At 69.1% G+C, this 18329-nt stretch carries 17 protein-coding genes; 10 read left to right on the forward strand and 7 right to left on the reverse strand.

What is annotated here, in order from left to right; all coding sequences use genetic code 11:
• Positions 1–708, forward strand: a complete 708-nt coding sequence (locus FHS97_RS01100; protein WP_184032526.1) for an SDR family NAD(P)-dependent oxidoreductase — start codon at positions 1–3, stop codon at positions 706–708.
• A gap of 46 nt (positions 709–754) precedes the next feature.
• Here FHS97_RS01100 and FHS97_RS01105 read toward each other — a convergent pair whose 3' ends face one another.
• From FHS97_RS01105 to FHS97_RS01115, 3 genes are read right to left on the reverse strand one after another with little or no spacing between them, the layout of a single operon-like run.
• Positions 755–1969, reverse strand: a complete 1215-nt coding sequence (locus tag FHS97_RS01105; RefSeq protein ID WP_184032527.1) for an SAM-dependent methyltransferase — start codon at positions 1967–1969, stop codon at positions 755–757.
• A 12-nt stretch (positions 1970–1981) separates the two neighbouring features.
• Positions 1982–3322 carry a cryptochrome/photolyase family protein gene (locus FHS97_RS01110; RefSeq protein ID WP_184032529.1) on the reverse strand — a complete coding sequence of 447 codons (1341 nt, stop codon included), beginning with the start codon at positions 3320–3322 and terminating at the stop codon, positions 1982–1984.
• 8 nt (positions 3323–3330) lie between these two features.
• Positions 3331–4251, reverse strand: a complete 921-nt coding sequence (locus FHS97_RS01115) for a histone deacetylase family protein (protein ID WP_184032531.1) — start codon at positions 4249–4251, stop codon at positions 3331–3333.
• Positions 4252–4293: 42 nt separating this feature from the next.
• On the opposite strand from FHS97_RS01115, the gene FHS97_RS01120 reads away from it, so the two are divergent.
• From FHS97_RS01120 to FHS97_RS01155, 8 genes are all read left to right on the forward strand, one after another.
• A complete protein-coding gene (locus FHS97_RS01120) occupies positions 4294–5286 on the forward strand; it encodes an alpha/beta hydrolase (protein ID WP_184032532.1) in 993 nt (330 codons plus the stop codon).
• Positions 5287–5317: 31 nt separating this feature from the next.
• On the forward strand, positions 5318–5818 hold the full coding sequence (locus FHS97_RS01125; RefSeq protein WP_184032534.1) for an RNA pyrophosphohydrolase: 501 nt from the start codon (positions 5318–5320) through the stop codon (positions 5816–5818).
• Entirely contained in the window at positions 5769–6890 is a 1122-nt protein-coding gene (locus FHS97_RS01130) for a DUF481 domain-containing protein (RefSeq protein ID WP_246346359.1), read from the forward strand. Before FHS97_RS01125 ends, FHS97_RS01130 begins: the two co-directional genes overlap by 50 nt.
• Positions 6891–6962: 72 nt before the next feature.
• Complete coding sequence (locus FHS97_RS01135) at positions 6963–8165, forward strand: hydrolase (protein WP_184032536.1); 1203 nt, start codon at positions 6963–6965, stop codon at positions 8163–8165.
• On the forward strand, positions 8162–9178 hold the full coding sequence (locus FHS97_RS01140; protein ID WP_184032538.1) for an arginine N-succinyltransferase: 1017 nt from the start codon (positions 8162–8164) through the stop codon (positions 9176–9178). The genes FHS97_RS01135 and FHS97_RS01140 overlap by 4 nt, the downstream gene beginning before the upstream one ends.
• Positions 9175–10428: an N-succinylarginine dihydrolase gene (locus tag FHS97_RS01145; protein WP_184032540.1), complete on the forward strand. Its 1254-nt coding sequence runs from the start codon at positions 9175–9177 to the stop codon at positions 10426–10428. Before FHS97_RS01140 ends, FHS97_RS01145 begins: the two co-directional genes overlap by 4 nt.
• Positions 10425–10664, forward strand: a complete 240-nt coding sequence (locus FHS97_RS01150) for a hypothetical protein (RefSeq protein WP_184033071.1) — start codon at positions 10425–10427, stop codon at positions 10662–10664. Before FHS97_RS01145 ends, FHS97_RS01150 begins: the two co-directional genes overlap by 4 nt.
• Before the next feature lie 60 nt (positions 10665–10724).
• Positions 10725–12851 carry a TonB-dependent receptor gene (locus FHS97_RS01155; protein ID WP_184032542.1) on the forward strand — a complete coding sequence of 709 codons (2127 nt, stop codon included), beginning with the start codon at positions 10725–10727 and terminating at the stop codon, positions 12849–12851.
• Between the two features lie 171 nt (positions 12852–13022).
• Here FHS97_RS01155 and FHS97_RS01160 read toward each other — a convergent pair whose 3' ends face one another.
• The 4 genes from FHS97_RS01160 to FHS97_RS01175 form a co-directional block, all read right to left on the reverse strand.
• The gene (locus FHS97_RS01160; RefSeq protein ID WP_184032544.1) at positions 13023–13538 is read right to left on the reverse strand and encodes a GNAT family N-acetyltransferase; all 516 of its coding nucleotides are present in this window, start codon (positions 13536–13538) and stop codon (positions 13023–13025) included.
• A gap of 1 nt (position 13539) precedes the next feature.
• Positions 13540–13962 carry a nucleoside-diphosphate kinase gene (ndk, locus tag FHS97_RS01165; RefSeq protein ID WP_066707774.1) on the reverse strand — a complete coding sequence of 141 codons (423 nt, stop codon included), beginning with the start codon at positions 13960–13962 and terminating at the stop codon, positions 13540–13542.
• Between the two features lie 81 nt (positions 13963–14043).
• The gene (locus FHS97_RS01170; RefSeq protein WP_184032546.1) at positions 14044–14484 is read right to left on the reverse strand and encodes a DNA polymerase III subunit chi; all 441 of its coding nucleotides are present in this window, start codon (positions 14482–14484) and stop codon (positions 14044–14046) included.
• 9 nt (positions 14485–14493) lie between these two features.
• Complete coding sequence (locus FHS97_RS01175) at positions 14494–15936, reverse strand: leucyl aminopeptidase (protein ID WP_184032548.1); 1443 nt, start codon at positions 15934–15936, stop codon at positions 14494–14496.
• A 150-nt stretch (positions 15937–16086) separates the two neighbouring features.
• Here FHS97_RS01175 and FHS97_RS01180 point away from each other — a divergent pair, with 150 nt between their 5' ends.
• Positions 16087–18318: an LPS-assembly protein LptD gene (locus FHS97_RS01180; RefSeq protein ID WP_184032550.1), complete on the forward strand. Its 2232-nt coding sequence runs from the start codon at positions 16087–16089 to the stop codon at positions 18316–18318.
• Positions 18319–18329: the final 11 nt, after the last annotated feature.

Below are 18329 nucleotides of genomic sequence, written 5' to 3' on the forward strand. Positions count from 1 at the left end.
ATGGACAAGCTACTGCAGGACAAGCTGGCGCTGGTGACCGGCGCCAGCCGCGGGATCGGGGCGGCGACCGCGATCGCCCTCGCGGAGCAGGGCGCGCACGTCGTCCTCACCGCGCGCACCGCCAGCGGTCTGGAAGAGGTCGAACAGCGGATCTTCGACGCGGGCGGGTCGGCGACGATCGCGCCGCTCGATCTCGCGCAGAGCGACTCGATCGCCCGGCTGGCGACCGCAATCGGCGAGCGCTGGCAGGCGCTCGACGTGATGGTCCTCAACGCCGGGATGCTCGGGTCGCTCGCCGCGGTGCCGGCGATCGACGCCAAGGAGCTGGCGCAGGTGCTGACGCTCAACGTCTCGGCGCAGGTGGCGCTGATCCAGGCGTTCGACCCGATGCTGCGACGTTCGACCGGGGGGCGGGTGATCGGCGTCACCTCGTCGGTCGGCCGCGCGCCGCGCGCCTATTGGGGTGCCTATGGCGCATCGAAGGCGGCGTTCGAGACCTTGCTCGAGGCGTATGGCGACGAAACCGCCGAGGTCAGCAAGCTCCGGGTGGCGGTGCTCGATCCCGGTGCGACGCGGACCAGGATGCGCGCGCGCGCCTATCCCGGCGAAGATCCCGCTTCGGTCAAGCCGCCCGAGACGGTCGCGGCGCGGATCGTGGCGCTGGCGGTCGAGGGCTTTCCGGCGAACCATCGCGAGCGGGTGGGCTAAGGTCGAGCCACCGTCGCGCCGGACAAGGTTCGGGCGACGGCTCCCGTCAGCCGGGCTTGACCAGCGTCACCTGCATCACGTCGATGCCGCCGCCGCGGAACCCGCCCTCGCAATACATCAGGTAATAGCGCCAAAGCTGCTGGAAGCGCGCGTCGAAGCGGGCGGGCAATCGTCCGTCCGCCGCAGCGCGGTCGAAGCGGCGACGCCAGTCGAGCAGCGTCTCGGCATAATCGCGCCCGAAGCGCTGCTCGTCCTGCCACGCCAGCCCGTGCGCCTCGGCCAGCGCGCGGAAGCGGCTGGCGGAGAGCAACGAGCCGCCGGGGAAGACGTAGCGCTGGATGAAGTCGGCGCTGCCATTGTAGGCATCCCAGATATCGTCGGCGATGGTGATGAATTGCAGCGCGGCGCGACCGCCCGGCTTCAGCACGCGCGCGATCGTCGCGAGATAGACGGGCCAATATTCCGGGCCGACCGCCTCGACCATCTCGATACTGGCGACCGCGTCATAGCTGCCCGCGACGTCGCGATAGTCCGTCAGCGCCACCGTCACGCCCGGAAGCCCACGCGCGCGCACCTGATCGCGCTGTTCGGTCGAAAGCGTCAGCCCGTGGACCGCGATCCCCGCGGCAGCGGCGGTCGCGGCGAACGAACCCCAGCCGCAGCCGATCTCGAGGATCGACTGTCCTGTGCTGGTCGCGGTGCGCGCGAGGATCGCGTCGAGCTTGCGCTGCTGCGCGATCTCCAACGGTTCGCCCTCCGCCACGCCGAGCGCGCTGGAATAGGTAAGCGTCGCATCGAGCCATTCGCGGTAGAAGTCGTTGCCGAGATCGTAATGCGCGGCGATGTTGCGCCGCGCACCGCTGCGATGATTGCGACGCAGCCGATGCCCGAGCCACACCGCCAGCCGCGCGACGTGCTTGGCGCGCGCGACATTGCCGAGCGCGGCGCGGTTGCGAACGAACAGATCGAAGACCGGCACCGGATCGGGGCTCGTCCAGTCGCCGGCCGCCCAGCCCTCATACCAGCCGATCGACCCGGCGGTGACGAGGCGCCACAACGCGCGCCATCGTACCAGCCGCACCGTCGCGATCGGACCCGCCGCCTGGCCGCCGAGCAGCCGCCGGGTGCCATCGGGCAACTGCGCCTCGATCGCGCCCTCGCGCAGCCCGCGGTCGATGCGGTCGAGGATGCGGTGCCAGACCGGCGCGAACAGCCGCGCCCGGCCCCGGGCAGGCGAAGGATGAGAGGTGGCCGCGTCCATGGCGGACGCGCCCTAACGCACCTTCCTGCCCGCCGCCAGCGCGCGTTCGCGTGCCTCGCGATGACCGATCAGTTTCGGCGGGTAAGCGTCGGGGCGGCAGCCGGCGGCGTCGGGATCGTGGATCGCGGCGTCCGGGACATCCTTCAGCTCCGGCACCCAGTGACGGATGTAATCGCCCGCGTCGAACTTCTCGGACTGGGTGAGCGGCGCCATGATCCGCCCGAACATGTTGGCGTCGATCCCGGTGCCCGCCACCCACTGCCAGTTGACCGCGTTGTTGCCATAGTCCGCGTCGACCAGGCAGTCCCAGAACCAGCGCTCGCCCTCACGCCAGTCGATCAGCAGATGTTTGATGAGGAAAGAGGCGGTGATCATCCGCACGCGATTGTGCATCCAGCCGGTCTGCCACAGCTGCCGCATCCCGGCATCGACGATCGGATAGCCGGTGTGTCCGGTCTGCCACGCGCGAAGGTCGGCCCTGGCAGCCGTGCCGGTGCGCCACGGCAGCCTGTCGAAGGCGTCGCGGCCGTTCTTGTCGGCATAATCGGGCAAGGCGAGCACGACGCCATCGGTGAAGTCGCGCCATGCCAGCTCCTTGCGGAAGGTGACATCGTCCGCGGCAGTATCGTGCCAGACCGCGCGGGGCGACACTTCGCCGAAGTGGAGGTGCGGCGACAGGCGCGACGTGCCTTCCTCCGCCGGCAGGTTGCGGCGATCGTCATAGCCGTCGAGGTCGAGATCGGCGATCTTGCGGTGCGCCTCGTCCTCGCCCGGCGTCCAGTCGAACCCGCCCGACCAGTCCGGCTTGGTCGGCAGCAGCTGCCAGTCGGCGAGCGTATCGCTCTTCGGCCAGTGTTTGGGGACAGGGATTTCGTCCGGCACGGCCAGCGGCTTCTCGGGGGGCAGATGCTCCTGCAGGCCCTTCCAGAAGGCGGAATAGATGCGGAACTGCCCGCCCGATCCGGTCCTGACCTGCTCGGGCGGGGCGAGATGATTGCCGTCGTGAAGGCACAGCCGCTCGCCGAGCGCGGTCTCCGCCTTGCGCCACCATGGCTCATAGTGGCGGATCGCGTGGATCGCCTCGGCGCCGGTTGCCTCGGCAAGTTCATTGAGGATCGACACGGCATCGCCGCGGCGCAGGATCAGCCGGCTGCCCTGGTCGCGGAGCGTCTTGTCGAGCGCGGCAAGGCTGTGATGCAGCCACCAGCGCTGCGCGCCGCCGATCCGCCACGCACCGGGCGCGTCGTCGTCGAGGATATAGACCGGCATCACCGGCCCCTGCTGCGCGGCGGCGACGAGCGCCGGTTGATCGTGGAGCCGCAGATCCTGTCGCAGCCAGAGCAAGGTGGTCATCGTTCGCGCTACGAACGATCCGCCCGCACGGTTCCGGCAAAGGCTTCGCCGAGCGTCGAAATCACCCGCACATGCCGCGCCGCGATCGCCATAACGTCGTCGCCGTAGCCGCCGCCGACCGTGCAGGCGAGCGGGACGCCGCCGGCGATCGCCAGCCGCGCGACGAGCCGGTCGCGCCGGACCAGCCCCTCCTCGCTCAGCGCCAGCCGCCCGAGCCGATCGCCCGCGAACGGGTCGACACCGCCCTGATAGAGGATCAGGCTCGGCTGCCAGTCGGCGATCATCGGCGCGAGCGTCTCCTCGAGCACCGCCAGATAAGCGTCGTCCCCGACCGCATCGGCGAGCGGCACGTCGAGCGTCGATTGCGCCTTGCGCGCGGGAAAGTTCTTCTCGGCATGGATCGAATAGGTCGCGATCTGCGGATGCCCGGCGGTCAGCGCCGCGGTTCCGTCGCCCTGATGCACGTCGACATCGACGATCAGCACGCGCGCGGTCGTGCCTTCCTCGACCAGCCGCAACGCGGCGACCGCCAGATCGTTGAACACGCAATAGCCGGCGCCGGTGTCCGCCAGCGCATGATGGCTGCCGCCCGCGGTATTGGCGGCGAAGCCATGCTCGATCGCGAGCAAGGCGGCGAGATAGGTACCGCCGGGCACCATCTGCGCGCGGCGCGCGACGAGCGGCGTGACGGGAAAGCCGATCCGCCGCTCCTTCAGCGGAGGAACCTGCGCGGCGAGCACCTGCGCGACATAGTCCGGGTCGTGCGCGGCCTCCAGCCAGCGTTGCGGCATCGGCTCGGGCTCGTGCCAGGCGATCCGCTCGCCCTCGGCGCGGAGCAGATCGCGGATCGCGCCATTCTTGCCCCAGCGATAGGTGCTGCGCGCGGGTGCCTCGGTAACGTAATCGGGATGGTGGACGATGGCGATCATCGGCCTAAGATAGGGATTGGCGCGCCCGCGCAGGAGTAGCGAATGACCGAACCGACCATCGCCAAGCCGCCGTTCGTCCGCCCAGATGTCGCTGCTTTCCTCGGCTATCTCAACAACCTGCCCGGCCCGCGCACCCATCAGATGAGTGTGGCGGAGGCGCGCGCCGCGATGCTGGCGATGTGCGACGTCGCCGATCCGCCGCGCGGCGATCTGGCGGTGGTGCGCGACCTGACGATCCCCGGTCCGGCCGGCGCGCTGCCCGCGCGGCTGTTCGATGCGCGCGCCGAGCGCCCCGCCGGTCCGGCACTGGTGTTCTTTCATGGCGGCGGCTGGGTGGTCGGGAACGTCACCAGCCACGCCAGCCTCGCTGCCGAGATGGCGCGGCAGCTCGATCTGCCGGTGATCTCGGTCGACTATCGGCTCGCTCCGGAAGCGCCCTTCCCCGCCGCGGTCGAGGATGCCGAGGCGGCGGTACGGTGGGTGGCGGAGAGTCCGGCGGCGCTGGAACGGACCGTCACCGGGCTGGTGCTGAGCGGCGACAGCGCGGGCGGCAATCTGGCGATCGTGGCGAGCATGGCGCTGCGCGACCGGCCGGCCGCCGCGCCGGTGATCGTCCAGGCACCGATCTATCCGGCGACCGACGCCACCCGCTCCTACGCGTCGTTCGATGCGTTCTGCGACGGCTTTCTGCTGACGCGCGAGACGATGGCGTGGTTCGGCGACCATTATCGCCCCGATCCGCAGGACATGCGCTTCTCGCCGATCGTCGCCGATCTGGCGGGGATGCCGCCGGCGGTGATCGTCGCGGCAGGGCTCGATCCGCTCCGCGACCAGGCGCGCGCCTATGCTGCGGCGCTTGCGCTGGCGGGCGTACCCGTCACTTATCAGGAAGCGCGCGGCAACATCCACGGCTTTGCGACGCTGCGGCGTGCGATCCCGTCGAGCCAGCAGGATCTCGCGGCATTTCTGGCCGCGGTGCGCGCGGCGGTCGCAGCGGCGCCGCACGCTATCGCAATCGCGCAAGCGGCGGCTTGAAGCGCTTCGAGGTGCGGCCTATTCGACCGGCATGACTGCGCCAGACTCCCTGCCCTATCGCCCGTGCGCGGGCATGATGCTCATCAACCGCGACGGGCAGGTGTTCGTCGGTCAGCGGATCGATAATGTCCTGGAGGCGTGGCAGATGCCGCAGGGCGGGATCGATCCCGGCGAGGATGCGCAAGCCGCTGCCGTTCGCGAATTGTGGGAAGAAACCGGCGTCACCGCCGACAAGGTGACGTTGATCGCCGAGGCACCCGAGGACTTCTGCTACGACCTGCCGCCCGAGATGATCGGCAAGGTCTGGAAGGGGAAATATCGCGGACAGCGGCAGCGCTGGTTCCTGTTCCGCTTCGATGGCGAGGACAGCGACATCCATATCGACACGCCGCATCCGGAGTTCCGCGCGTGGCGCTGGGCGGCGCCCGCCGACCTTCCGCAGCTGATCGTGCCGTTCAAGGCGCAATTGTATCGCGACGTGCTTGCCGCTTTTGCCCCGCATCTGCCGGGTGGCGGCGCGACGCCGCGCTGAACGGCGGCCCCGCGCGATGCTGTCGGTGCTGATCGGGACGGTGTGCCTTGCCGCGCTGCCGGAGCCGGCTGTCGCGCCGGCGCGACGACGCGCATCGGCGCGGCGCGCGCGGCGGCAGACGACGCTGCAACGGCCCGAACTGGAGGTCGAGCAGGTCCTCATCACCGCGCCGCCGCTCGACGTACCGGAACCGGTGCTCAACGATGTCGGGGTCACGCTCGGCAGGATCCCCGGCCCGGAAATCTCGCCGGAAATGCGCGCGATGCTGGATGCCGCGATGCAGGCCGGCGACGAAGGTGGTGTCGACACGCTCGTCAAATATGCGCGCGCGGGCGATCCGGGCTCGCGCGACCTGGTGCTGCGCCGCGCGACCGAGTGGAAGGAAGCCCGCGCCCGCGCGCGCAACGAGCGGGTACGCCAGGCCAGCGCGTTCCAGCTCTGGAGCGGGCGGGTCGAGGCGGGCGGATTCGTCTCGACCGGCAATTCCGACGTCACCGGCATCACCGGCGTCGCCGACCTGAGCCGCGAGGGGCTGCGCTGGCGGCATCGCGTAACGGCACAGGCCGATTTCCAGCGTACCGGCGGCGTGACCAGCCGCGAACGCTATGCGCTGGGGTATCAGCCGAACTACAAGCTCAACGATCGTGGCTATATCTACGGCAACGGTCAGTATGAGTCCGATCGCTTCCTCGGCTATTTCAACCGTTATTCGGCGTCGGTCGGTGCGGGCTACAGCGTGTTTCGCCGCAACGGCCTGACGCTCGACGTCGAACTGGGGCCGGCGTTCCGGCAGACCGACTTTACCGATCGCACGATGCAGGGCAGTCTCGCCGCGCGCGGCAGCGTGGAGCTGAACTGGACCTTGTTCAGCGGCCTGACGGCGACGCAGAGCGCGTCGGGCTATTGGGAACGCTATAACAGCACGATCCGCAGCGTGTCGGCGATCGAGGCGAAGCTGCTCGGGCCGTTGTCGGCGCGGCTGTCGTACACGCTGCAATATGAAAGCGAACCGCCCAACGGGCGCGTGACGACCGATACCACCAGCCGCGCGTCGCTGGTCTACGCCTTCTGAGGCGATGCCGTCGCGAAGCGCGGTGAACGGCGCTGTGTTCCGTTTCGGCGATCGGGTCGCTACGGTGGCGGCATGAACAATCTATCGCCCTTTGAACGGGCATCGCTGGAGAGGATCGACGCGGGCGCGATGCTGGCGCGGGTCGAGCGCTGGGCCGCGATCAACAGCGGCACGCGCAACGTCGCGGGCTGCGCGGCGATGGCGGCGGAACTGGCCGACGCCTTTGCCGCGCTGCCGGGCGCGATCGAGTTGGTCGAGCCGACGCCAGCCGACAGCGTCGCGGCCGACGGGCGGATCGAGCCGCTCTCGCATGGCCGGCATCTGCGGGTGTCGGTGCGCCCCGATGCGCCGGTGCGGCTGTTGCTGACCGGGCATATGGACACGGTCTATCCCGCCGATCACCCGTTCCAGTCGTTGCAATGGCGCGAGCCCGGTGTGCTCAACGGCCCCGGCGTCGCGGACATGAAGGGCGGGCTGGCGCTGATGCTCGAAGCGCTGCTGGCGATCGAAGCGCGCGGTACGCGGCTCGGTTATGACGTGGTCATCAATTCCGACGAGGAGACCGGCTCGCTGTCGTCCGCCGGACTGCTGGCGGAGGCGGCACGCGGCAAGCTGGCGGCGCTGACCTACGAACCCGCGCTGCCCGACGGCACGCTGGCCGGCGCGCGCGGCGGAACCGGCAATTTCTCGATCGTGGTGCGCGGCCGCGCCGCCCATGCCGGGCGCAACCCTGAGGACGGCCGCAACGCGATCGTCGCGGCGAGCGCGCTGGCGGTACGGCTCCACGCCGAGCGCTCGTCCCGACTGGCGGTGAACCCGGCGCGCATCGACGGCGGCGGCCCGAACAATGTCGTTCCCGATCTCGCGGTCCTGCGCGTCAACTTCCGCCCGGCTGACGCCGCCGAGATCGCGCGCGCCCGCCTCGCGATCGATGCCGCGGTCACCGCCGTGCAGGAAGCCCATGACGTGCGCGTGGCGGTACATGGCGGCTTCAACCGGCCGCCCAAACCGATCGACGCGGGCGCCGCGCGGCTGTTCGACCTGGTCCGCGGCGCGGGCGCCGACCTCGGCCAGCCGATCGCGTGGCGTGATACCGGCGGCGTCTGCGACGGCAACAATATCGCGGCGTGCGGCGTGCCGGTGGTCGACACGATGGGCGCGCGCGGCGGCGCGATCCATTCCGCCGACGAATATCTGATCGTCGACAGCCTCGCCGAGCGCGCCGCATTGTCGGTGGTGACGATTCTGCGACTGGCCGAGGGAGCGCTGGCATGACGTTCGTGATCCGCGCCGCCGACCGGCACGATCTGTCGCATCTCTACGAGATGGCGAAGCTGACCGGCGGCGGTTTCACCAACCTGCCCCCCGATCGCAACGCGCTGACCGCGAAGCTCGACCGCAGCGCGGTCGCGTTCGGACATGACGACACCGCGGTGAGCGACGAACTCTTCGTGCTGATGCTGGAGAACAACGTCACCGGCGAGGTGCGCGGGACATGCCAGCTGTTCACGCATGTCGGGCAGAAGCATCCCTTCTACAGCTACCGGCTCGGCACGCTGACCCAGCACAGCCGCGAGCTGTCGCGGACGTTCCGGGCCGAGATGCTGTCGTTGACCACCGATCTGGAGGGCGCGAGCGAGGTCGGCGGACTGTTCCTCCACCCCGGCGAGCGCGCGGGCGGTTTGGGGCTGCTGCTGGCGCGCAGCCGCTATCTGTTCATCCGCGCGCATCGCCCGCGCTTCGCCGACCGGACGCTGGCCGAGCTGCGCGGCGTGATCGACGAGGCGGGCGGGTCGCCGTTCTGGGACGGGCTCGCCGGGCGGTTCTTCGGCATGGGCTTCCAGCAGGCCGACGAGTTCAATGCGGTGCACGGGCATCAATTCATCGCCGACCTGATGCCCAAGCATCCGATCTATACCGCGATGCTTTCCGACCATGCGCGTGCGTCGATCGGGCTGCCGCATCCCTCCGGGCGCGCCGCGATGCGGATGCTGGAGAATGAAGGTTTTGCGTTCGAGAATTACATCGACATCTTCGACGGCGGACCGACGATGACGGTGAAGACCGACCAGATCCGAACGCTGCGCGACGCGCAGGATGCGACGGTCGTGGCGGTGCGCGAGGGTGGCTCCGCGGAGGCGCTGGTCGCGACCGGCCGGCTCGCGGCGTTCCGGTGCGCCTATGCCCGGATCGGGACGACCGAGGAGGGCGTCACGCTGGACCCGGCTGCGGCGGCGGCGTTACGGCTGCGCGAAGGCGACCGCGTGAGCTGGATCGGACGGATATGATACGCGAGATCAACTTCGACGGGATCGTCGGCCCCAGCCACAATTATGCCGGGCTGAGCCCCGGCAATCTCGCCGCCACCGCCAATGCCGGGCAGGTCGCGCATCCGCGCGCGGCGGCGTTGCAGGGCGTGGCGAAGATGCGCGCCAATCTCGCGCTCGGCTTGGTGCAGGGCGTGCTGATCCCGCCGCCGCGCCCCGATCACGGCTGGCTGGCGCGGCTCGCGATCGACTATGAGTCGGCGCCGGCACACCTGAAAGCGCAGGCGCTGTCCGCCTCGTCGATGTGGGCCGCCAATGCCGCGACCGTCTCGCCCGCCCCCGACACCGCCGACGGGCGCTGCCACCTGACCGTCGCCAATCTGGTGACGATGCCGCATCGCAGCCACGAATGGCCAGCGACGCTCGCACAATTGCAGGTCGCCTTCGCCGACGCCGCGCGGTTCGTCGTGCGGCCGCCGGTCTTGCCGCCGTTCGGCGACGAAGGAGCGGCCAACCACATGCGGCTCTGCAGCGCGCACGATGCGCCGGGCGTCGAGGTGTTCGTCTACGGCGTGTCCGGTGGTGCCTTCCCGGCGCGCCAGCATGTCGAGGCGAGCCGCGCGGTGGCGCGGCATCACGGGCTCGATCCGGCGCGGACGCTGTTCGTCCAGCAATCGGTCGAGGCGATCGCCGCCGGGGCGTTCCACAACGACGTGGTCGCGGTCGCCAATGAGCGCATTCTGCTGGCGCACGAACAGGCGTTCGCGGATCGTGACGTTTTCTACGCCGATCTTCGCCGGCTGCTTCCCGAGATCGAGATCGTGGAAGTCCCGGCGGCGGCGGTGAGCCTGGCCGACGCGATCGGCTCCTATCTGTTCAACGCACAGCTCGTCACCCCGCCCGATGGCGTTCCGACGCTGATCGTGCCCGAGGAAGCGCGCGCCAACCCGAGCGTGTGGCGCTGGATCGAGGCGCATCTCGCCGGCAACGGCCCGGTCCGGCGCGTCGAGGTGGTCGATGTCCGCGAATCGATGGCCAATGGCGGCGGCCCGGCGTGCCTCCGGCTGCGCGTCGTCTGCGATCCGGCGACGGTCGACCCGCGCTTCCTCGTCGACGATCGACGGCTCGACCGGATTGCGGCGGTGATCGACCGCCATTGGCCCGAAGCCATCGCGCCGGATGATCTCGGCGATCCTCTCGTACTTGAGCGGATCGCGACCGCCCGCGCCGCGCTGGTCGAGGAGCTGGAGCTGACGGAGTTGCGCGCGTGACGGCGCGGCTGCAACGCTGGTGGCGCGCTTTTGCGCGGCTGTTCGTCGTCAAGACGAAGTTCGAGGCGTTCATGCTGATCTATGCGATCGCCACCGGGGCGGTCGAACGCGGCATGACCTATCTGCACCGCTTTCCAGGCTTGCCGGGCTGGATCATGTTCGGTGCGTGCACGATCGTGGTGTTCATGGCCGGCGGCAAGATCATCGACGGCGTCGACCGCGAGGCGAACGGCTGAGCCGTTTGGATATTGATATGTTGTAACATGGCGCTATGGGGGTCCGATAAGGGAGTCGCCATGAAGACCATGTTGTTTGCCGCGGTGGCGCTTGCGCCGCTCGCCGTGCCCGCCGCCGCCCAGATCGTCGACCGGTCGCGCCAGGGCGATCCGCACCGCTCGGACGAGGTGATCGTCACCGCACCGATCCAGACGAGCGAGACCGACGTGCTGCAGGGCACGTCGGTGCTGACGGGGGCCAATCTGACCCGCGAGCTGCGCCCGACGATCGGCGAGACGCTGGCGCGGCTGCCGGGCGTATCGGCGACCTCGTTCGGCCCGAATGCGTCGCGCCCGATCCTGCGCGGCTTCCAGGGCGATCGCATCCGCGTGCTGACCGACGGGATCGGCTCGATCGACGTCTCGAACACCTCGGTCGACCATGCGGTGGTGATCGATCCTTTGCTCGCCGAGCGCGTCGAGGTGCTGCGCGGGCCGGCGGCGTTGCTCTATGGTTCGTCGGCGGTCGGCGGCGTCGTCAACGTCGTCGACCGGCGCATCCCGCGCGCGCTGCCGGAGAACGGTTCCCGGGTCGATGCGATCGGCACCTATGGCAGCGCGGCAAACGAGCGCTCGGTGGGCGGCGCGGCGGACGTGACCGCGGCCGGGCCGCTCGTCCTGCACGTCGACGGATCGTATCTTAAGGCGGACGATCTGCGCACCGGCGGGTTCATTCTGTCGCGGGCGGCGCGCCGCGCCTCGCTCGCGCTGGCGGGCGTGCCGCAGGACGGCGACGAGCCGATCGACTTCGCCGCGAACGCGGCGCTGCGCGGCAAGCTGCCCAACAGCGCTGCGGAAACGTGGACCGCCGGCGCGGGTGCGTCGATCATCACCGATGGCGGGATGCTCGGCGTCTCCTACGGCCATTACGACAGCGTGTACGGCGTGCCGGTCCGCTATGCGACCGCGCTCGGGCAGGAACAGGAAGCGCCGCGGCTCGACGTGGTGCAGAACCGCTACGATCTCCGCGCCGAGGTGACGCCGCACGGCGCCTTCGTCGACGCGATCCGGGTGCGCGCAGCGCATGCCAATTACCGGCATTTCGAGCTGGAGGAAGACGGCTCGGTCGGTACCGCTTTCTACAACAAGGGGCTGGAGGCGCGGCTCGAGGTGGTGCAGGCCAAGCGTGGCGCATGGCGCGGCGCCAGCGGCGTGCAATATTTCAGCCGTGCCTTCGACGTGGTCGGCGAGGAGGCATTCCTGCCGCGCAACCAGACCGAACAGACCGGGCTCTTCACGCTCCAGCAATTCGAGAACGGCCGGTTCAAGGCCGAGGGCGGGCTGCGCTACGAACACACCCGGCTGACCGCCGATCCCGGCTTCCGCGAAGGCACCGAGCGCTTCACCGGGGCGGATCGCAGCTTCGGCACCTGGTCGGGGTCGCTGGGCGGAGCCTATACGCTCGCCGAGGGCGTGCGGATCGGGTTGAACGGATCGCGCACCGCGCGCGCACCGTCGGCGGAGGAATTGTTCGCCAACGGGCCACACGCCGGAACGCAGGCGTATGAGCTGGGCAATCCTGATTTCCGCGCCGAGACGTCGTGGGGGCTGGAGGCGACGCTTCATGCCCACAACCAGATTTTCAGCCTCGATGCGTCGGCCTATTACAACTGGTTCGACAATTACATCTACGAGTCACAGGTCGCCGAAACAGCGTGCGCGACCGCGGCGCAGGGTGAGGTCGAGCTGCCCTGCTTCCGTTATCGTCAGGCCAAGGCGCGCTATTACGGCTTCGAGGCGGATGCCTCGGCGCGGCTCGCGACGATCGGGACGCATGTCATCACCGCCGACCTGCTGGGCGATTACGTCCATGCCGAGGTGGTCGACCGTGGCCCGGTGCCGCGCATCCCGCCGCTGCGTCTGCTGGGCGGGATCGAGGCGCGCAACGACACCAGCGGCGCGCGCGTCGAGGTGGAGCGCGCCTTCGCGCAAAACCGCACCGCACCGTTCGAGACGCGCACCGAGGGCTATACGATGGTGAACGCGTCCTTGTCGTTCCATCCGTGGGGCGGCAGCGACCGGCGCAGCATCCTGCTGGCGGCGAACAACATTTTCGACGTCGAGGCGCGCCGCGCCGCGAGCGTGCTGAAGGATTTCGCACCGCTCGCCGGACGCGACGTGCGGGTCACGTTCCGCGTCGGGATCTAGATCATGATGGCGTGAGGTCGACCGTGTCGTTCGTCATTGCGAGCGTAGCGGAGCGATCCAGGGCCGGACCGGACGCCCTGATTGCTTCGCTACGCTCGCGATGACGGATCAAATTGACGTCATCACGCTCCAAGATCGTCGACGAACCGGATCAAGTCGGAAAATGTCGGTTCAGATCGCGCGCGCGTAAATCAGATCGTCGTGCCACGTTGCGCCGACGCGGAAGCGCCGCGTACCCGCGACCGTGAAGCCTTGCTTCTCGTAGAAGCGCTGCGCACGCCTGTTGCGGCCGTAGACGCCGAGCAGCAGGCGATGGTGGCCGCGCGCTCGCGCATCGTCGATCGCGCGTGCCATCAACGCCGGGCCGAGGCCACTGCCATGCGTGGGGAAGAGCGCGTAGATACGCTTCAGCTCGATGTCGCCCGGCTCCATCGCCACGGGCAGATCGGGCCGGGTCAGCAGTGTATAGCCGATCGGCGCGGCGCCGGCGTCGGCTTCGGCGAGCGTCGCGATCGCATCGTCGAACAGATACGCCCCGAACGCCGCCGCGCTGCTGTTGCGGGTGACGTGCGCGACGATGTCGGTGCCGTCGAGGATGCCCGCGAACGCTTCGAGAAAGGTGGCGCCCGCTACCAGCGAGAGCGCGGCGGCGTCCGCCGGCCCCGCACGGCGCAGGCGCCAGTCCATATCAGCCGACGATCTCTTCCGGCTTGAAGAAATAGGCGATCTCGATCGCGGCATTCTCGTCCGAGTCCGAACCGTGGACGGTGTTCGCCTCGATCGACTCGGCCAGTTCCTTGCGGATCGTGCCCGGCGCGGCGTTCTCGGGGTTGGTGGCGCCCATGATGTCGCGGTTGCGCTGCATGGCGTTCTCGCCTTCCAGCACCTGCACGACGACCGGGCCCGAGGTCATGAACGACACCAGGTCGTTGAAGAACGGACGCTCCTTGTGGACCGCGTAGAAGCCCTCGGCCTGCTCCTTGGTCATCTGGATGCGCTTGGACGCGACGACGCGCAGGCCGGCCTCCTCCAGCATCTTGGTGACAGCGCCGGTCAGGTTGCGGCGCGTGGCATCGGGCTTGATGATCGAGAAGGTACGGTTCGCGGCCATGACGGTCACGGGCTCCTGAAATGGATAGGATGGAAAGTGGGGTCGCCCTAGGCGGGCGCGGGCGGCGATGCAAGCGAGCGCTCAGGCCGTCTGTTCCCAGCGCCCCGCCTCGTTCTGCTTCCAATAGCGCCGCTCGACCCCGTCGCGCGCCGCCAGCTCCTTCCACGCCGCGCGCGCGGCACGGATATGCTCTTCGTCGAAGAAGTGGAAGGCGCGGTCGAAGTCGAGCGCCGCGTCGCGCCATTCGCCGTCGACCAGCGCGATGTGCCGCGCGCGATTGGCCGGATTGACGTCCGCGGCGATCAGGATCGGCTGCCGCTCGTCCGCCGCGCCGCCCTGCTGCGCGTGCGGCAGGAAGCTGTCCGGCGCATAGTTCCACAGCAACCGGTCGAGCGCGGCGCGCCGCTCTTCATCGGCGGCGACGATCAGCAACCGCGCGCCCGACGCCACCACCTTCGCCGCGATCTGCGGGAGCGCCCGCTCCAGCGGCATCCGGGTCAGGTGGTAGAAGTCGACCTGCATCGCCCGGGCCTAGCCCTCGCAGGTGTCGGCGACGAACCGGTCGAGGACGCGCACGCCATAGCCGGTCGCGCCCTTCGCCCAGGTCGGGCCGTCCTTGTCCGCCCACACCATGCCGGCGATGTCGAGATGCGCCCAGGCGACGCCCTCGTCGACGAAGCGCTGCAGGAATTGCGCGGCGGTGATCGATCCCGCGCCACGCGGCCCGACGTTCTTCACGTCGGCGATCGGCGAGTCGATCAGCTTGTCGTAGGCATCCGAGAGCGGGAAGCGCCACAATTTGTCGCCGGTGGCGACGCCCGCCGCCAGCAGCTGCCCGGCAAGCGTATCGTCGTTGCTGAACAGCCCGCCATATTCGTTACCGAGCGCGACGATCATCGCGCCGGTCAGCGTCGCGAGGTCTACGATGCGCGTCGGCTTATGGGTATTTTGGACCCAGGTGATGCAATCGCACAGCACCAGCCGGCCCTCGGCATCGGTGTTGATGACCTCGATCGTCTGCCCCGACATGCTGGTGACAACGTCGCCCGGCCGCTGCGCATTGCCGTCGGGCATGTTCTCGACGAGCCCCATGACACCGATAACATTGGCTTTTGCCTTGCGCGCGGCGAGCGTCAGCATCGCGCCGGCCACCGCCGCCGCGCCGCCCATGTCCCACTTCATGTCTTCCATGCCGGCGGCCGGCTTGATCGAAATGCCCCCGGTGTCGAACGTGACGCCCTTTCCGATCAGCGCCGTAAGCGGCGCGTCGTCCCCGGCGCCGCTCCACTTGAGCGCCAGCACCTGCGCCTCACGCCGCGAGCCCTGCGACACGCCGAGCAACGCGCCCGCGCCAAGATCGGCGAGCTCCTTTTCGCCGAGCACGGTCACGTCGATCCCGAGCCCGTCGACGGCTTCCAGCACACGCGCGACGAAGCTTTCCGGGTAGAGGATGTTCGGCGGGAGCGTCGCGAGCGTCCGCGCCAGCCCCAGCCCGCGTGTTACGGCTTCGCGCCCGGTCCATTCGGCATCGTCGCCGACGATCGTGACCGCGGTCAGCGTCGGCTTCTGCTTCTCGGGGAGCTTGGTGCGATATTCGTCGAAGCGCCATGCGCGCTGCGCTACGCCCGCCGCAAAGCGCGCGCTGGCGAGCGCCGGCGCGTCGTGCACATCCGCCACCGCCCGGGTGACCCCCGAGGTGAGCAGCCGGGCGGTGAGCGCCCCGCCCGCCCGCTCGAAAGCGGCATCGTCCCCGGCGCCGACTCCCAGCAGCAGCACGCGCTGCGTGCCCTGCCCGACCGGAACGAACAGCTCCGCGACGCTCCCCGCCTCGCCGGTGAAGCGCTGCCCTTCCGCCGCGGCGGCCAGCAGCGTGTCGGCACCGGCGATCAACCCGGCGGTGCCCGCATCCTTGCGGACCGGCAGCGCCAGAACCGCAGCATCGGCGGGACGGTCGGCGGTGAAGGCGATCTGCATTCCTGTATCCTCTTCCAACATGCCGCCTACCTAGGCACCGGGCGGTGAAATGGCAAAGCGTTGCAGGCTCGGCGTGGCGATGCGATAGGCGGCAACGGCGTGGCCGCCATTTCCGGTCGGTCGCGCGAACGGGGCAACGACGACGACGTGATGCGTTTCGATCTTCTCGCCGGCGCTGCGCTGTGTCTGGCGCTGGCCGCACCGGCCGCAGCGCAGTCGCTTCAGGTTCCTGCGGGCGCCGCGCCTGCGCCGGCGGCCGGGACTAGCCCTGCCGACAGTGATCAGGTGCAGTTCAGCGCCGGTGCGCTCGAATATGACTATACCGTCGACGTCGTGACCGCGACCGGCGAGGTGCGGATGAGCCGCGCCGGCGAGCGGCTGCGCGCCGAGAAGGTGGTGTGGAACCGCAAGAGCGGGAAGGTCGTCGCAACCGGCAATGTCGCGGTGACCAACCCGCAGGGTGACGTCGCTTATGGCGATTCGATCGAGCTGACCGACACGCTGAAAGACGGCATCGTCGACAACCTGCTGGTCGTGCTGGAGCAGGGCGGCCGCCTGGCGGCGGTGCGCGGCGTGCGCGAGGCGGACGGGACGATGAATCTCGACCGAGCGGTCTATTCGCCGTGCGCCGTCACGGGATCGGACGGCTGCCCGCGTGAGCCGACGTGGAAGATCACCGCGGTCAAGGTCATCTACCGACCCGACAAGGAGCGCGTCTATTACGAGGGCGCGCGCTTCCATCTGTTCGGGCTCACCAGCCCGGCCTTGCCGCGGTTCAGCAATTCGGTCGCGGCGAGCAACGACACCGGGCTGCTCACCCCCTCAATCGGTCTGACGCGGCTCAACGGTGCCGAGCTCGTGCTGCCGTTCAATCTCGCGCTCGGCCCCAACCAGTCGCTCGTGCTCGCCCCGCATATCTTCACGTCAGAAGTGCCGATGATGGAGGCGCGCTACAGCGGATTGAACGAGCTGGGCGCCTATTCCATCCGCGGGTTTGCGACGAGCAGCCGGCGGACGCAGAACCTCGCCGATATCACCACCTCCGATACCGAGCGTGCGTTCCGCGGCTATCTGGATGGCGCGGGACGCTTCCAGTTCGACCCCAATTGGAGTCTGTCGGGGTCGCTGCGGCTGGTGACCGACCGGACCTTCCTGCGCCGCTACGACATCTCGAACGAGGACCGGCTGCGCACGACGCTGGCGCTCGAACGCGTCGATCCGAACAGCTATCTGTCGATCGCCGGCTGGGCGGTGCAGACGTTGCGCGTCGGCGACCAGCAGGGGATGCAGCCGGTCGCGCTGCCCGAGATCGACTATCGCCGCCGCGTGCCCGACGCGCTACTCGGCGGCACGTTGCAGCTCCAACTCAACTCGCTGGCGATCGGGCGCAAGGCCGGTCAGGACACGCAACGCGCGTTCGGCAGCGCGCGGTGGGACTGGCGCGGGATCACGGTGCTCGGACAGGAAGTGACGCTGACCGCGTTCGGGCGCGCCGACGCCTATGACACGCAGAACGTCGCGGCGACGTCGATCGTCAGCTATCGCGGCATCGAAGGGTTTCAGACCCGCTTGATCGGTGCGCTGGCGGCGGATGTCCGCTGGCCGTTCGTCGGTGAGCTGTTCGGCGGCTTCCAGCGATTCACCCCGCGCGTGCAGGTGGTCGCGACGCCGAAGACGCGCAACATCCAGGTTCCCAACGAGGACGCGCGCGCGGTCGATCTGGAGGATTCAAACCTGTTCGCGCTCAATCGCTTCTCGGGTTATGACCGGTGGGAGGATTCGAGCCGCGTCACCTATGGCGCGGAATGGGCGCTGGACCTCGACCGGATCGCGATCTCCGCGAACGTCGGGCAGAGCTATCGCCTCAACGAGCGGCCGAGCATCCTGCCCGACGGCACCGGCCTGTCGGACCGCTTTTCCGACATCGTCGGCCGTACCAACATCCGCTTCGGCGAGCTGGTGACGCTCACGCATCGCTATCGCATCGACAAGGACAATTTCTCGATCCGCCGTAACGAGATCGACGCGACGGTCGGCACGCGCCAGACCTATGCGACGGTCGGCTACCTGCGGCTCAACCGCGACATCGACGTGCTGGAGGATCTGCAGGACCGCGAGGAAGTCCGCGTCGGCGGACGCGTCGGCATCACGCGCTTCTGGTCGGCATGGGGGTCGGCGATCGTCGACCTGACCAACCGCGCCGAGGACCCGTTGTCGACCTCGGACGGCTTTTCGCCGATCCGTCACCGCGTCGGCGTCGCCTATGAGGACGATTGTCTCAATCTGGGGCTGGCGTGGAAGCGCGATTATCGCAACGTCGGCGACGCGCGGAGCGGCAACAGCTATCTGTTGACGCTTTCCTTGAAGAACCTCGGCCGCTAAGCCGCGGTTCA

Origin of the sequence: Sphingomonas endophytica (assembly GCF_014199415.1) — a bacterium.
GTDB classification, from domain to species: Bacteria; Pseudomonadota; Alphaproteobacteria; order Sphingomonadales; family Sphingomonadaceae; genus Sphingomonas; species Sphingomonas endophytica.